Raw genomic sequence first — 14,066 nt, 5'->3', positions numbered from 1 at the left:
CCCTTGACGCGCGACGAGGCCCGGATACTCATCCAGGAACGGCTCGGCGCGCCCGCCGGCGGCGCGGAGGGTGCGGTCGTGGTCACCGTTCCCGTCGCGCAGTGGCAGGACTTCGCGCGATTCGCCCGTGAGGCGCTGGGCTGCCACTACCTGAGCTTTCTCACCGCCGTGGACTGGAAGGAGGAGGGGCTCGAGGTCGTGGCACGGATCGAGAACCTCGACGACAACTTCTCGCTGACCCTCAAGGCGCGGCTCGGCCCGGACCGGACACGCTGCCCGTCCCTCGTCGCCGTCTACCGCGGCGCCGACTGGATGGAGCGCGAGTGCTACGACATGTTCGGGATCGGCTTCGACGGGCATCCGGACCTGCGGCGGATCCTCCTCCCGCAGGACTGGGAAGGCCACCCGCTGCTGAAGTCCTACGCGGTCGACACGCCGCACCCGCCATACCGCTAACCCCCGGGAGGTCCTCCATGATCTACGAGCTCAGGACGTACACGCTGGTTCCTGGGACGCAGGCCCAGTACCTGAAGCTGTCGGGCGAGGTCGGCCGCCAGATCCGTGGCGACCGGTACGGCAAGCTGGAAGGGTACTGGTCCACGGAGTTCGGGACGCTCAACCAGCTCGTCCACCTCTGGAGCTTCGCCGATCTCGTCGAGCGCCAGCGCCTGCGCGCGGCGCTGGCCCAGGAGCGGGCGTGGACCCAGGAGTACATCCCACGGATCCGCCCCATGATGCTCGCCCAGGAGAACAAGATCCTCTCCGCCGTCCTCCCGGTGGTCCCGCCGGCGCACGCCGGGCACGTGTACGAGCTGCGCTGGTACCGCCTCCACCCGGGACAGGTGGCGGAGTGGCTCGAGCAGTTCAAGACGGTGATGCCGGTGCGCGAGAAGCTCATGCACCGGGTGGGGCTGTGGCAGACGGAGATCGCCCAGCTCAACGAGGTGGTCCACATGTGGGCCTTCCACGACCTGAACGAGCGGGCGGCCAAGCGGGCGGAGCTGGCGCGGGAGCCCGAGTGGCAGGCCTTCCTCGCCAAGGGATCGCCGTGCCTGGCGCACATGCAGGCGATCGTGCTCAACCCGGCGCCGTTCTCGCCGATGCGCTGAACGGCGCCGGTGGAGACTGACCGAGCGATGGCGTCATGATGGCGTAGGGATGGATCCCGAAGCGCGCAAGGTCATCGAGATGGGGTACGGCGGGGCCGAGAGCCTCACCATGAACATGGGGCCGCAGCACCCATCCTCACACGGCGTGTTCCGGATGATCCTGACGCTCCAGGGCGAGACCGTCCTGGGCGTGGACGCCGTGATCGGCTACCTCCACCGGTGCCACGAGAAGCTCGGGGAGACGCTCGCCTATACCCAGTACCCGACCATCGCCTCCAAGACGGACTACGTGGCGGCCATGACGAGCGAGCTCGCGTACGTGCGCGCCGCGGAGATCCTCGGCAAGGTCGAGGTGCCCAAGCGCGCCCAGTACCTGCGCGTCCTGGTCGCGGAGCTGCAGCGCATCGCCTCGCACTGCGTCTGGCTCGGCACCTGGTGCATGGACATGGGCGGCGCCCTCGGCGGCGGCGCCACCGTCTTCCTCTACTGCATCCGCGAGCGGGAGTACGTGCTCGACCTCTTCGAGGCGCTGGTGGGCGCGCGGCTCCTCTACGGCTTCCACCAGGTGGGCGGCGTGCGCTACGACCTGCCGGCCGGCTGGGCACAGAAGTGCCGCGAGACCGTGGACTTCATCGACCGGCGCGTCGACGAGTGGGAGCGCATGCTCGAGGACAACGACTTCTTCCTCGCGCGCGCGCGGGGGGTCGGCGTGATCTCGCGGGCGCTGGCGGAGGAGGTGGGCATCTCGGGGCCCCTCATCCGGGGCTCCGGCGTCGGCTACGACGTCCGTCGGGCCGAGCCCTACTCCTCCTACGAGGACTTCGACTTCCGGGTGCCCGTGGAGACGGCGGGCGACTGCTACGCGCGCTACCGGGTGCGGATGGTGGAGTTCCGCGAGTCCAGCAAGATCGTGCGCCAGGTGCTGGACGGACTCCCCGAGGGACCCATCTCCTCGCGCCCCGGCGTGAAGTCCGTGGGGCAGGTCCGCATCCCCAAGGGCGAGGGGTACGCGCGGGTCGAGGGACCGCGGGGGGAGGTGGGCTGCTACCTGGTGGCCGACGGCAGCGCCAAGCCGTACCGGATGAAGTGGCGCGGGGCGTCCTTCTCGAACCTCGCGGTGCTCCCGCACATCATCCCGGGGCACAAGGTGGCCGACGTGGTGGCCATCATGGGCTCCGTGGACCCCGTCTTCGGCGAGGTCGACAGATAACCATGACCGACTCCGTCCGCGCCTTCCTCGCGGGGTTCATCGTGCTGAACGCCGTGGTCGGCATCGTCACCTACGTGACGCTCCTCGAGCGCAAGTTTGCCGCGCGGATGCAATCGCGGATCGGCCCCTACCGCGTGGGGCCCCACGGGCTGCTGCAGCCCATCGCCGATGCGCTCAAGCTCCTGCTGAAGGAGGACGTGGTGCCGCGGGCGGCCGACCGGGCCGTCTACAACCTGGCGCCCATCGTCTTCCTGATCCCGTGCATGCTCATCTTCGCGACGATCCCGTTCGCGCCGGCGCTCGGCGTGGCCGACCTCCGCACCGGCGTCCTCTTCTTCCTGGCGGTCTCCGCCATGGAGATCGTCGGGCTGTTCATGGCCGGCTGGGGGTCCAACAACAAGTACGCGCTCCTGTCCGTCATGCGCGCGGTGAACCAGATCATCTCCTACGACCTGCCGTTCATCTTCACCGCCCTCGTGCCGGTGCTCCTCGCGGGGTCCCTCCGGCTCTCCGACATCGCGACCGCCCAGGGCGGCCTCTGGTTCGTCTTCTACCCGGTCATCGGCCAGCTGGCCTTCGCCGCCTTCATCGTCACCACGCTGGCGGCCGAGAACCGGGTGCCCTTCGACATCCGGGAGGCCGAATCCGAGCTGGTGGCGGGCTTCCGCGTCGAGTACTCCGGCATGAAGTTCGCCCTGATCCAGCTCGGGGAGTACGCCCACATGGTCGGCACCTCCTTCCTCGGGGCGCTGCTCTTCCTGGGCGCCTGGGCGGGGCCGGGCCCGGCCTGGCTCGGACCCGTGTGGTTCCTCCTGAAGGCGATGCTGGTGTTCCTGCTGGTGACCTGGGTGCGGTGGAGCTTCGTGCGGATCCGGGTGGACCAGATCCTGGCCATCTCCTGGAAGTTCCTCCTGCCCCTGACCCTCCTCCTGCTCATGGCGACGGCGCTGGTCGTCACCCTTCGGAGCGGCCCCGGTGCCTGAGGGACGGCGCGACGGCTTCTGGCGCGACCTGGGCGGGCTCGGCCGGGCGGTGGGGCGCGCCATGGGCGTCACTCTCGTCAACCTCATGCGGAAGCCCGTGACCGTGCACTATCCCGACGTGAAGCGCCAGTACCCGGAGCGCTTCCGGGGCGTGCTGGCGCTGACCTACGACCAGGAGACCGGCGAGGAGAACTGCATCGGCTGCCGGCTCTGCGAGTACATCTGCCCGCCGCAGGTCATCAAGGTCGAGATGCTCAAGAGCGAGAAGCGCAACTACGCCAAGCGCTTCACGCTCGAGCTGTACGCCTGCGAGTTCTGCGAGCTGTGCGTGCAGGTGTGCCCGACCGACGCCATCGTCATGATGAAATCCTTCGACGTGGTCACCGCGGACCGCCGGGAGCTCCTGCTGGACAAGGACCGGCTCCACCACCTCGGCCAGCAGTTCGACCGGTCCTGGGCCACGGGGACTCTCCTCCGGGACATGCAGACGCCGCCCAAGGCCGTGCGCGCGGAGGGCGCGACGCCCGCCAAGGCCGCCACAGGGGACCCCCAGTGACGCTCGAGCCCGTCGCGTTCTGGGCGCTGGCCGGCCTCCTGGTGGGCTCGGCCCTGGCGGTGGTGCTGTCGAAGAACCTCTTTCACTCGGTGCTCTACCTCGCGCTGGCCCTCACCGGCACCGCCGGGATCTTCCTCGTGCTGGAGGCGGAGTTTCTGGCCGCCGTCCAGCTCCTGCTCTACGCCGGCGGCGTCGTCACCATCGTCGTCTTCGCCATCGTGGTGACGGAAAGGCTCGTGGGTGACCGGATCACGCAGACGAGCCGGCAGATCGTCAGCGGCCTGATCGTGTCGGGCGGCGTGCTGGTGGGCGTGCTCACGATCATCGCCCGCGCCCCGCTGCCCAGCTCCCGCCCGCCGCTGCCGGTGGACGTGACGCGGGCCATGGGCCAGGCGCTCCTCTCCCACTTCGTGCTGCCCTTCGAGCTCCTCGCCGTGCTGTTCCTGGCTGCCCTCCTCGGCGCCACCTACTTCGCCCGCCCCGACGACTGATGCCCTCTCCCGGCACCTCGTTTACTCGTGGCCCCGGCCGGAGCCGGATCTCCGGGACAGGACACTGACGGCATGCCGCTCCACGCCTACCTCGCGCTGGCGGCGACGCTCTTCGCCATCGGTCTGTTCGGCGTCATCACCCGGCGGAACACCGTGGGCATCCTCCTGGGCATCGAGCTGATGCTCAACGCGGTGAACATCAACCTCGTGGCCTTCGCGCGCTTCAACGGCCAGCCCGTCGGGATGATCTTCGCCGTGTTCACGATCAGCGTCACCGTGGCGGAGGTGGCCGTGGGGCTGGCGCTCGTGATCCTCATCTTCCGGATCCGGCGCACCGCCATCGCCGACCACCTGGATCTCCTCAAGGGGTAACGCGCCGCCCATGACCGACTCCGCCCAGTTCGCGCTCTACTGCCTGCTCCTGCCCGCGGGCGCGTTCCTCTTGCTGGCGGTGGTGGTCCCGCTCCGGCGCTCCGGCCGCCCGGCGGGCTTCATCTCCATCGTCTTCTCGGCGGCGGCGCTCGGCTGGGCGGTCCGCGCCTGGCTCGCCTCGAGCCGCGAGGTGTTCCAGCCTCCGCTCCTCTGGGAATGGATCCCCGCCGAGGCGGGCCCCCTGGCCACGGTGGGCGTGCTCGCGGACACCGACTCGACCATCATGCTCGTGCTGGTGGCGCTGGTCTCGCTCCTGGTGCAGGTGTACTCGCTGGGCTATCTCGACCACGAGCCCGCCCCGGGGATCGGGCGCTACTACGCCTACCAGTCGCTCTTCGCCTTCTCGATGATGGGGCTGGTGCTGGCGCCCAACTTCGTCCAGCTCTTCATCTGCTGGGAGCTGGTGGGCCTCTGCTCGTACCTGCTCATCGGCTACTGGTATCAGAAGCCCGAGGCGGCCAGGGCGGCCGTGAAGGCCTTCTGGACCACCAAGGCCGGGGATGTGGGGCTCCTCATCGGCATCGTGCTCCTCTGGCAGCGGACGGGGACCTTCGACTTCCTCGAGCTCCTCCTGCAGGTGGACTCGGGCCGGCTGCCGCTCGACGGGCTCGGCCTCATCACCTTCTGCGTCTACCTGGGGGCCGTCGGCAAGTCCGCCCAGTTCCCGCTCCACGTCTGGCTCCCCGACGCCATGGAAGGCCCGACGCCCGTCTCGGCGCTGATCCACGCCGCCACCATGGTGACGGCGGGCGTCTACCTGCTCAAGCGCACCGACTGGCTCTTCGCGCTCACGCCGGACGTGCTGGTGCTGGTCGGGTGGGTGGGCGCCTTCACGGCGCTCCTGGCGGCCACGCTGGCCTGCGCGCAGTCGGACATCAAGCGGGTGCTGGCGTACTCCACGGTGTCCCAGCTCGGCTACATGATGGCCGCCATCGGCGCCGGCTTCGCCTCGGCGGGCTTCCTTCACCTCCTCACCCACGGCCTCTTCAAGGCGCTCCTCTTCCTCGGCGCGGGCGCCGTGATCCACGCCGTGGGGAGCAACGACATCTTCCAGATGGGCGGGCTGCGGAGGCCGATGCCCGGGACCACCATCGTCTTCCTGGTGGGGACGCTGTCGCTGGCAGGCATCCCGCTCTTCGGCGGCTTCTTCTCCAAGGAGCAGATCCTGGGCGCCGTGTGGGCGGGCGGGCTCGCGGGGCCCTTCGCCATGCTCGTGCTGGCGGCCTTCCTCACCGCCTTCTACATGTTCCGGGTGGTCTTCATCGCCTTCTTCGGAGAGCCGGCGGCGGGGCGCGGCGCCCACGCCGGGCCCGGGCCCGGCGGCGCGGGGTCCGGGGGCGCCCACCTCCACGACGCCCCACCCTCGATGGCGCTGCCGCTCTGGCTCCTCGCCGTGATGTCGGTCGGGGTCGGCGTCTTCTTCACCGTGCGCCACCCGGAGCCCGAGTTCGACGCCCCGGGGTGGCTCACGCCCCTGGCGGTGGCGGTGGCCCTGGGTGGCATCGCCCTGGCGTGGCTCACCTATCACCGGAGACTGGTGGACTCGGAGCGGCTGGCCGGCGCCTTCGGTCTCGTGCGCGAGGCGGCGCAGGCCAAGTTCTGGCTGGACGACCTCTTCGAGGTCCTCTACCGCAGGGTGCTGCTCGTGGTGTCGCGCGCGGTGGGCTGGGTGGACCGCTACCTGGTCGATGGCATCGTGAACGTGCTGAGTGCCTGGACGCTCGTCCTCGGGGACCGTCTCCGACGGATGCAGTCCGGGCAGCCGCAGGACTACGTCTACGGCGTCGCCTTCGGGCTCCTGCTCCTCCTCGTCTGGATCCAGTGGCCGCGATGACCGGGCTCCCGGTCCTCTCGATCATCGCGTGGGCGCCCTTCGTCGGGGCCCTGCTGATCATGTTCACCGCCCGCCATAACCCGCTCCGCGTCCGCTGGATCGCCGCCGCCTCGACGGGGGTATCCCTTGTCCTGTCCCTCGGGGCCTTCTGGGCCTATGACCGGGACGTCGCGGGCTTCCAGTTCTACGAAGAGTGGCCGCTGGTGCCGCCCCTGGGCATCACCTACCAGCTCGGCATCGACGGCATGAGCTTGCTCATGGTGCTCCTCACGGGGATCGTGATCTTCGCGGGGGTCTTCGCCTCGTGGACCGTGAAGGAGCGCAGCCAGGAGTTCTACGCGCTCCTCCTGGTGCTGGTCACGGGGGTGTTCGGCGTCTTCGTCTCGCTGGACCTCTTCGTCCTCTTCCTCTTCTACGAGATCGCCGTCCTGCCGATGTACCTCCTCATCGGCATCTGGGGGTCCTCCGGCGAGATCCGCCCCCAGGGCATCTTTGGCTGGGCCTTGCGCCGGACCGGGGTCGGCACCAAGGAGTACGCGGCGATGAAGCTGACTCTCTACCTGCTGTTCGGGTCGGCCTTCATCCTGGTGGGGGTGCTCGCGCTCTACGTCGCGGCGGGCTCGACCTCCTTCTCCTTCCTCGAGCTCGAGCTCATCCGATTCGACCCGCAACTGCAGTCGTGGGCCTTCCTGGCCTTCTACGTGGGCTTCGGGATCCTGGCGGGCATCTGGCCCCTGCACACCTGGTCCCCCGACGGCCACGCCTCCGCCCCCACGGCCGTCTCCATGCTCCACGCGGGCGTGCTGATGAAGCTCGGGGCCTATGGCTTCGTGCGGCTCGGCATGGGGCTCTTGCCCGAGGGCACGCAGCAGTGGGTGTGGCTCGTGGGCACCATCGCCTGCGTCAACATCGTCTACGGGGCGCTCAGCGCCATGGCGCAGACGGACCTCAAGTACGTCATCGCCTACTCCTCCGTCTCCCACATGGGGGTGGTGATGCTGGGGGCGGCCACGCTCACCGAGAGCGGGCTCAACGGCTCCGTCTTCCAGATGTTCGCCCACGGCATCATGACCGGCCTCTTCTTCGCGCTCGTGGGGCTGGTCTACGAGAAGGCGCACTCGCGGGCCATCTTCACCATGGGCGGCTTCGGCCGGATGATGCCCGGCATCGCCACGGCCTTCACCGTGGGCGGCCTCTCCTCGCTCGGGCTGCCGGCCACGGCCGGCTTCGTCGCCGAGCTGCTGACCTTCCTCGGCGCCTGGCAGTCCCGCCACTCCTGGTGGCTCTTCCCCGGCGTCCTCGGCGCCTTCCTCACCTCGATCTACGTCCTGCGCGTGGCCAAGCAGATCTTCTGGGGGCCCCAGGCGGCAGACCCGCACTTCCACCACCTGCCGGACGCGCAGGGGCCCGAGTGGGCGGCGCTCGTGATCCTCGTGTTCGTCCTCGTCCTCTTCGGGGTGGCGCCGGGCCTCGCCCTGGGCCCGGTCGACACGGCCACCGTCCCGCTCCTGGCCAGGCTGGGCGTGCTGCCGTGATCCCGCTCGGCCTCGAGGTCGCGCTCCTCGGCGTGATGGTCGCGGTGTTCTTCGTGGGCCTGTTCGGCCCGCGCGAGGACGCGCGCCGGGTCGGGGTGCTGGCAGTCGTCGGGCTCCTGGTGATCCTGGGGATCGCGCTCCGGACCGAGCCCGGCCCCGCACTCTTCGGCGGCGCCTTCGTCGAGGATGAGCTGGCGCTGTTCGCCAAGCGCCTCTTCCTCGCCGCGACCATCATCGGCATCCTGGGGTCGCTGACGCTGCGGGAGCCCGCCTTCGCGCGGCGGGCCACCGAGTACTACACGATGATCCTCGCCTCGCTCCTGGGGATGCTCGTGCTGGCCTCGGCCCGGGAGCTGGTGCTGCTGTTCGTGGCTTTCGAGCTCATGTCCATCCCGCTCTACATCCTGGCGGGGTTCCAGAAGCGCGAGGCCGAGGCGGCGGAGGCCTCGCTCAAGTTCTTCCTGGTGGGGACCGTCTCCTCGGCGGTGATGGCCTACGGGCTGTCCTTCGTCTACGGCATCACGCGGACCACCGACGTGGGCGGGATCGCCCGGGCCATGGCCGGCGGGCATCCGCTCCTGGTGCTGGGACTGGTCCTCACGCTGGCGGGGCTCGGCTTCAAGATCGCGGCGGTGCCGTTCCACATGTGGGTGCCGGACACCTACGAGGCGGCGAGCACGCCCTTCGTCGCCTGGCTGTCGGTGGCCCCCAAGGCGGCCGGCTTCGTGGTCATCTTCCGGCTCTACCTCGAGGGGATGGGCGACCGCGCTGATGGCCATCCCCCAGCAGAACATCAAGCGCATGCTGGCCTACTCGGGAATCGCCCACATCGGCTACATGCTGGTGGGGCTCGCCGCCGTCTCGGCCTCGGGCGCCGCCATGATGCTCTTCTACCTGGTGGCCTATCTGTTCGGGAACATGGGAGCCTTCCTCGTGGTGGAGGCCGTGGCCCAGTCGGACGGCTCGGTGAGCATCGCCGCCTACAAGGGTCTCGCGCAGCGCTCGCCGCTGCTGGCCCTCTGCATGCTCCTCTTCCTGCTCTCGCTGGGCGGCATCCCCTTCGTGGCGGGCTTCTGGGCCAAGCTGTACGTCTTCTGGGCCGCCGCGGAGCAGGGGATGTACTGGCTCGTGCTGGTGGGCGCGGTGCTCACCGTGGTGGCCCTCTTCTACTACCTGCTCGTGGCCAAGCGCATGTACATTGACGCCCCGGAGCGCCTGGGCCCCGTCGTCGTGACCCCTCTCCTGGGACTGTCCATCTTCCTCTGCAGTGCCGGGGTGGTGGGCATGGGCGTGTACCCGAAGCCCTTCGTCCTGGCCGCCCTCCGCGTCGCCGCCACGCTCTTCTGAGGTCGAGCGGCACCTCCCGGACGTGGGGGCGCCTCGGCGCGCCGAAGGTGGGATCAGGTGCGGCCCTTGCCCTTCGGCGACGCCCCGCCCGGCGCCGGGACGTCCGCCTGGCCGGCCTTCATCCTCCGGACCAGCTCCTGGTAGGAGGCGGTCTGGATGATGCGGTCGAACTGGGACCGGTAGTTGGCTACCAGGCTCACGCCCTCGACGAAGACGTCGTACACGAGCCAGCGGTCGCCGCGGCGGAGCAGGCTGTAGTTGATCGGCACCGCGGCGCCCGCCTTGGTGGTGAAGATGGTCTTCACCATGGCCGCCTCGCCGCCCGGGTCCACCGACTCGCCGACGTAGCTGATCTTCTCCCCGCTGTACTGCTCGATCTTGGAGGTGTACGAGCGTTCCAGCAGATCGGTGAACAGCGGCACGAACTCCTCGCGATCCTGCTCGCCCACCGACTGCCAGTGACGGCCGAGCGCGCGCCGCGCGGTCTCGCGGAAATCGAAGATGGTGTCGGCGGCCTCGCGGATCGCGGCCCGCCGCTCCTTCGTCTTTGCGCTCGACTTCAGGGCCGGGTCCTGGAGGATTCCGATGATGCGGTCGACCGAGGCCCGCACCTGGTCCGTCGGAGCGCCCGCCCAGGCCGGGGCCACGGCGGCGGCGAGGACCGCGATCGCGACCGCTCCAGCGAGACGCCGGCGCGGCTTCATGCGGCGTGCCTCGCCAGCATCGTGTCCACCGCGATCCGGTCCTCGATGTGGACGCGGGCCCCGGCATGCGTCACCTCTCGCATGACGAGCTGGATCGCCGCCTCGCGGAGCTGCGGCGTCGGAGCCACCCCGGTGACGGTGACGGCCCCCGACAGCCCGCGCCGGAACGGGATCCGCACCGTGGGCGTGAGCGCCAGGCCCGCGAGCGAAGGATCCATCATCAGGGCGTCGGAGATCCGTGCCTGGAGGGCCACGCCCTCCTCTTCGCGCTGGCGCTTCAGGTCATACATCTTCACCGTGATCCCGATCAGGACGAGCAGCGCGCCGATGACGCCGACGAGCAGCAATGCCCCGCCGACACCACCGCCGGCCACCGGCGCCGTCTGGGGTGGGAGCGCGGACGCCTGCGCCCAGGTGCGCTCGGCCAGGGTCGGCACCGCGAGTGCGCTGGCCAGAAGGCCGCGTCGGAAGCTGTGTGATGGCTTCATGGCGTCACCTCCACCGCGTCGGAGGCTGCATCGGGTATGCCAGCTCCTGGCAGTCCGGCCGCTCGAAAAAGGAGGCAATGCTCTTCGCTATTTCCTGTCCTGCGCGGCCCGAAGGAGCGGTGCCCGGGACCCGCCGCGTCCGGGGCAGGTAAGACTTTCCCGGTCAGGGGCGTAAGAGTTACAACCCCCTGCCCGAAGCAGGGTCGTTGGCGCTCGGGTTCGCGGGTCGGAACTGCGTATCCGGGCTCCTTCACGGTGGCACGGTCGTTGAACATACTGACGTCGGGAGGCCCAGGAGACGACGCCGATGGGCGAACTGGAAGCGAGAATCCACGGGGCCCGGCTCTGACTCGTGAACGGGGAGGTGGAGTTGTGAGGAGGGCAACCGTCGCGACCATGGCGGGGATCGCGCTGCTGCTCTCAAGTCTGCCCGGGCCGACGAGCGGTCTGGCAGTGTCCGAGGCGCGCCCTGATCTGTCGACTCGGACGCGGCCGGTGCCCCCCAAGCCCCGGTTCGTCGGCGACGCTCAGCGGGCTCTCCACGATCTCGGCTATCGGCCCGGCCCCATCGACGGGATCGTCGGGCCGAGGACGCGGGCTGCGCTGACGCGTTTCCAGCGCGCCGAGGGGCTCCTGGCGACGGGCCGCCTCGATCCGGAGACCATGGTTCGGCTCGACGTCCACGAGCGTCTGTTCCGGGCGCCAGCGGGGGCCCGGGTTCGACATCAGCGCGTCGAGCACCCCGCTCGACCTCGGGGTCGCGCCTTCCGCTCCGCCGCAGTCGCCGTAGCGGAGGAATGGCCATGAGCATGCGCTGGCAGGTGCCGCAGCGTCTTGCCCGGTGGGTCAGGCGCCCGCCCAAGGGGTTGCTCTGGGTCGGGGGCATCGGCGGCGCGCTGGTCCTCCTCGCCTACACTGTCGCCTACCTGACGGATGAGCCCCTCCGCCGGCACGTGGAACGCGAAGTCAACGGGAGGCTGACCGGGTACACCGTCCGGATCCCACGGCTCTCCCTGCACCCGCTCAGCGCCTCGTTCGACCTGCAGGACGCCACGATCGTCCAGGACGCCAATCCGGACCCGCCGATCGCTCGCATTCACCGGCTCAACATGAGCCTCGACTGGCGCGCGCTCTTCGACGGGCGGGTGGTGGCCGATATCACCTTCGATCGGCCGACGCTCTACCTCGACCTGGCCCACGTGAAGACGGAGGCGGAAGGCACGGTCGCCCTCAAGGACCGCGGCTGGCAGGGGGCGCTCGAGGCCGTCGCCCTCGACCTCAAGATCAACCAGCTGCGCGTCGTGAACGGGGACGTGACCTATGTCGACAAGGGGCCCTTTCAGCCGCTCCGCCTCAGCCAGCTCAACGGAAGCGCGCAGAACATCCGGAACATCCGATCGAAGGAGCGCGTGTATCCGTCCGAGGTCTCTCTCGAGGGCACCGTCTTCGATACGGGGCGGCTGGCGGTGAACGGCCATGCCGACTTCCTGGCCGAGCCTCACCCGGGGATCCTCGCGCGATTCCGAATCGAGCGAGTCGCGCTGGGCTACTTCAAGCCGATCACCAACCGGTACAACCTGTCCGTCCGCAAGGGGACCCTCACGGTCGCCGGCACCGCGGAGTACGCGCCCACCATGAAGGCGATGACGCTCGATCGCGTGCTCGTGCAGGGGCTCGACACGGACTACGTGCACACGCCGCAGACCGCGGCGGTCGAGAAGGCGCGGGCGCAGCGCGCGGCCGATGCGGCGAAGTCCGTCGCGAACGACCCGGGCGTTCAGCTCCGGATCGACCGGGTGGATATCGCCCGGAGTCGCGTCGCCATCGTGAACCGCGCCGCCACGCCCCCCTTCCGGCTGCTGCTGACGGACGCCGACCTCTCCGTGCAGAACCTGAGCAACCAGAAGGCCGACGGCACGGCGACGGTCCAGCTCAGGGGCAAGTTCATGGGAACCGGCGACACCCAGATGTCGGCGACCTTCCGGCCGGAGACGCGCAGCGCGGACGTGGCGGTCAAGGTGCAGGTGGACGGGACCGACATGGTGAGCATGAACGACCTCGTTCATGCGTACGGAGGATTCGGCGTGGCCGCCGGGACCTTCTCGGTGTTCGCCGAGCTCCGGGCCAAGGACGGCGGCATCGACGGTTACGTCAAGCCGCTGTTCCGGGGCGTGCAGGTGGCCGGGGGCCGCCGCGATCAGCCGGAGAGCTTCCGCCAACGGCTCTACGAGGGGTTGGTGGGCATCGTCACGAAGCTCCTGGAGAACCGCCCCCGGGGGGAGGTGGCCACCGTGGTGACCCTGTCGGGGCCCATGGACCGCCCCGAGGTCAGCACCTGGGAGGTCGTCGGGCGTCTTCTCCAGAACGCCTTCTTCAAGGCGATCCTGCCGGGATTCGAGCCGGGAGCGCACCCGCAGGCAGCGGGGGGATCCCGAGCGGGCCGCGAGCGTCAAGGCCCGCCACGAGGCCAGGGGCAGCCCGGAGGTCGCAACCTCGACGGAGACCCGGCGCGTGACGCCGGGACAGTACCAGCCCCGCCTCCGGGAGCGGAGCCGGCGAAACCGGAGTCACGCTGAGTCCGACCGGGTTACGCAGGCCGCCCGCCAGGGGGCCCCGGGACATTCGTCCCCGGGCCGCGCCTTGCGGGTCGGGCGGGGGGAGATTGTCGTCAGGGCATGGTCCGTCCCGGGGCACCCTCTCGCACCGACGGTCTCGACGGACCGAGCGCGGCGCCCTGCCGTCTCAGCTCATCCTGGACCTCCGGAGCCGGAACGTCCCGGGGCGGCCGGCCGGAGCGAGCCGCCAGCGCGGCACACACCCCGGCCGCCTGGCCCGTCGCCATCGCAGTCGCCATCACGCGGTACGAGGAGTGCGCCTCGTGCGTGCCGGAGATGCAGCGACCCGCGACCAGGAGCTGCTCGACCTGCCGGGGGAGCAGACACCGAAGCGGGATGTCGTAGGCGTCTCCCGGGGGCACTCTCCGGATGATCGTCCCCTTGCCGGCGGGGTTGTGGATGTCGATGGGGTAGGTCCCGCGGGCGATGACATCGTCCCACTTGCGGGCCTGCAGCACGTCGTCGGCGGTGAGCTGGTACGCTCCGAGGATCCGGCGAGTCTCGCGCACCCCGATGGTGACCCCGCTCTGGACGACATAGGCCTGCTCGAAGCCGGGGACGTAGCGCCGCAGGAAGGCGACGATCTGGCGCATCTGCCGCCGGGCCTGCCATTCCGCCCGCGTGAGGTCCCAGACGCTGATGCCGAGGGCATCGCCGATCCGCGTGCTGTTGACGCTGACCTCCTCGTCGTGGGGCGTGCCGAAGAAGAGGATGTCCTCACGCGGCAAGTCCAGCTCTCCGGCGGCGGTGGCCTCGCGGATG

Annotated in this window: 15 protein-coding genes and 1 pseudogene; 13 read left to right on the top strand and 3 right to left on the bottom strand. The window is 69.9% G+C overall.

Annotation, left to right across the window (positions count from 1 at the left end; translation table 11 throughout):
• Nucleotides 1-3 precede the first annotated feature (3 nt).
• The 11 genes and pseudogenes from HYV93_18445 (at nt 4) to HYV93_18395 (ending at nt 9,497) form a co-directional block, all read left to right on the top strand.
• Nucleotides 4-456: an NADH-quinone oxidoreductase subunit C gene (locus HYV93_18445; protein MBI2527951.1), complete on the top strand. Its 453-nt coding sequence runs from the start codon at nt 4-6 to the stop codon at nt 454-456.
• 17 nt (nt 457-473) lie between these two features.
• Nucleotides 474-1,109: an NIPSNAP family protein gene (locus HYV93_18440; GenBank protein MBI2527950.1), complete on the top strand. Its 636-nt coding sequence runs from the start codon at nt 474-476 to the stop codon at nt 1,107-1,109.
• Between the two features lie 79 nt (nt 1,110-1,188).
• Nucleotides 1,189-2,319 (top strand): NADH-quinone oxidoreductase subunit D, encoded by a 1,131-nt coding sequence (locus tag HYV93_18435; protein MBI2527949.1) that lies wholly within the window; start codon nt 1,189-1,191, stop codon nt 2,317-2,319.
• A 2-nt stretch (nt 2,320-2,321) separates the two neighbouring features.
• Entirely contained in the window at nt 2,322-3,302 is a 981-nt protein-coding gene (gene nuoH / locus HYV93_18430; protein ID MBI2527948.1) for an NADH-quinone oxidoreductase subunit NuoH, read from the top strand.
• On the top strand, nt 3,295-3,858 hold the full coding sequence (locus HYV93_18425; GenBank protein MBI2527947.1) for an NADH-quinone oxidoreductase subunit I: 564 nt from the start codon (nt 3,295-3,297) through the stop codon (nt 3,856-3,858). Before nuoH ends, HYV93_18425 begins: the two co-directional genes overlap by 8 nt.
• Entirely contained in the window at nt 3,855-4,349 is a 495-nt protein-coding gene (locus HYV93_18420) for an NADH-quinone oxidoreductase subunit J (protein MBI2527946.1), read from the top strand. The genes HYV93_18425 and HYV93_18420 overlap by 4 nt, the downstream gene beginning before the upstream one ends.
• A 72-nt stretch (nt 4,350-4,421) precedes the next feature.
• Nucleotides 4,422-4,721 (top strand): NADH-quinone oxidoreductase subunit NuoK, encoded by a 300-nt coding sequence (gene nuoK, locus HYV93_18415; GenBank protein MBI2527945.1) that lies wholly within the window; start codon nt 4,422-4,424, stop codon nt 4,719-4,721.
• A 10-nt stretch (nt 4,722-4,731) separates the two neighbouring features.
• Nucleotides 4,732-6,615: an NADH-quinone oxidoreductase subunit L gene (gene nuoL / locus HYV93_18410; protein MBI2527944.1), complete on the top strand. Its 1,884-nt coding sequence runs from the start codon at nt 4,732-4,734 to the stop codon at nt 6,613-6,615.
• Nucleotides 6,612-8,150, top strand: a complete 1,539-nt coding sequence (locus HYV93_18405) for an NADH-quinone oxidoreductase subunit M (protein MBI2527943.1) — start codon at nt 6,612-6,614, stop codon at nt 8,148-8,150. Before nuoL ends, HYV93_18405 begins: the two co-directional genes overlap by 4 nt.
• Before the next feature lie 35 nt (nt 8,151-8,185).
• Nucleotides 8,186-8,896: pseudogene (locus HYV93_18400) on the top strand (NADH-quinone oxidoreductase subunit N).
• 25 nt (nt 8,897-8,921) lie between these two features.
• Nucleotides 8,922-9,497 carry a hypothetical protein gene (locus tag HYV93_18395; protein ID MBI2527942.1) on the top strand — a complete coding sequence of 192 codons (576 nt, stop codon included), beginning with the start codon at nt 8,922-8,924 and terminating at the stop codon, nt 9,495-9,497.
• A gap of 53 nt (nt 9,498-9,550) precedes the next feature.
• Here the strand turns inward: HYV93_18395 and HYV93_18390 are convergent, their stop codons facing one another.
• Complete coding sequence (locus HYV93_18390) at nt 9,551-10,201, bottom strand: ABC transporter substrate-binding protein (protein MBI2527941.1); 651 nt, start codon at nt 10,199-10,201, stop codon at nt 9,551-9,553.
• The gene (locus HYV93_18385; GenBank protein ID MBI2527940.1) at nt 10,198-10,689 is read right to left on the bottom strand and encodes a hypothetical protein; all 492 of its coding nucleotides are present in this window, start codon (nt 10,687-10,689) and stop codon (nt 10,198-10,200) included. Before HYV93_18385 ends, HYV93_18390 begins: the two co-directional genes overlap by 4 nt.
• A 396-nt stretch (nt 10,690-11,085) precedes the next feature.
• Here HYV93_18385 and HYV93_18380 point away from each other — a divergent pair, with 396 nt between their 5' ends.
• Together HYV93_18380 and HYV93_18375 are read left to right on the top strand one after the other, a co-directional pair.
• On the top strand, nt 11,086-11,496 hold the full coding sequence (locus HYV93_18380) for a peptidoglycan-binding protein (protein ID MBI2527939.1): 411 nt from the start codon (nt 11,086-11,088) through the stop codon (nt 11,494-11,496).
• Entirely contained in the window at nt 11,493-13,265 is a 1,773-nt protein-coding gene (locus HYV93_18375; GenBank protein ID MBI2527938.1) for a DUF748 domain-containing protein, read from the top strand. The genes HYV93_18380 and HYV93_18375 overlap by 4 nt, the downstream gene beginning before the upstream one ends.
• A gap of 92 nt (nt 13,266-13,357) precedes the next feature.
• Here HYV93_18375 and HYV93_18370 read toward each other — a convergent pair.
• On the bottom strand, nt 13,358-14,066 hold a 709-nt coding region (locus HYV93_18370; protein ID MBI2527937.1), incomplete at its 5' end, for an FAD-dependent oxidoreductase.

This window comes from Candidatus Rokuibacteriota bacterium (assembly GCA_016188005.1).
GTDB lineage: Bacteria > Methylomirabilota > Methylomirabilia > Rokubacteriales > CSP1-6 > UBA12499.
Note: the sequence above shows the minus strand (reverse complement) of the source record. Positions and strands in the feature narration are given on the sequence as shown.

Coding starts and splice junctions, on each gene's coding strand:
- nuoK (MBI2527945.1), top strand. CDS start 4,422: ATGCCGCTCCACGCCTACCTCGCGCTGGCGGCGACGCTCTTCGCCATC.
- HYV93_18405 (MBI2527943.1), top strand. CDS start 6,612: ATGACCGGGCTCCCGGTCCTCTCGATCATCGCGTGGGCGCCCTTCGTC.
- HYV93_18435 (MBI2527949.1), top strand. CDS start 1,189: ATGGGGTACGGCGGGGCCGAGAGCCTCACCATGAACATGGGGCCGCAG.
- HYV93_18395 (MBI2527942.1), top strand. CDS start 8,922: ATGGCCATCCCCCAGCAGAACATCAAGCGCATGCTGGCCTACTCGGGA.
- HYV93_18390 (MBI2527941.1), bottom strand. CDS start 10,201: ATGAAGCCGCGCCGGCGTCTCGCTGGAGCGGTCGCGATCGCGGTCCTC.
- HYV93_18385 (MBI2527940.1), bottom strand. CDS start 10,689: ATGAAGCCATCACACAGCTTCCGACGCGGCCTTCTGGCCAGCGCACTC.
- HYV93_18380 (MBI2527939.1), top strand. CDS start 11,086: ATGGCGGGGATCGCGCTGCTGCTCTCAAGTCTGCCCGGGCCGACGAGC.
- HYV93_18375 (MBI2527938.1), top strand. CDS start 11,493: ATGAGCATGCGCTGGCAGGTGCCGCAGCGTCTTGCCCGGTGGGTCAGG.
- HYV93_18440 (MBI2527950.1), top strand. CDS start 474: ATGATCTACGAGCTCAGGACGTACACGCTGGTTCCTGGGACGCAGGCC.
- nuoH (MBI2527948.1), top strand. CDS start 2,322: ATGACCGACTCCGTCCGCGCCTTCCTCGCGGGGTTCATCGTGCTGAAC.
- nuoL (MBI2527944.1), top strand. CDS start 4,732: ATGACCGACTCCGCCCAGTTCGCGCTCTACTGCCTGCTCCTGCCCGCG.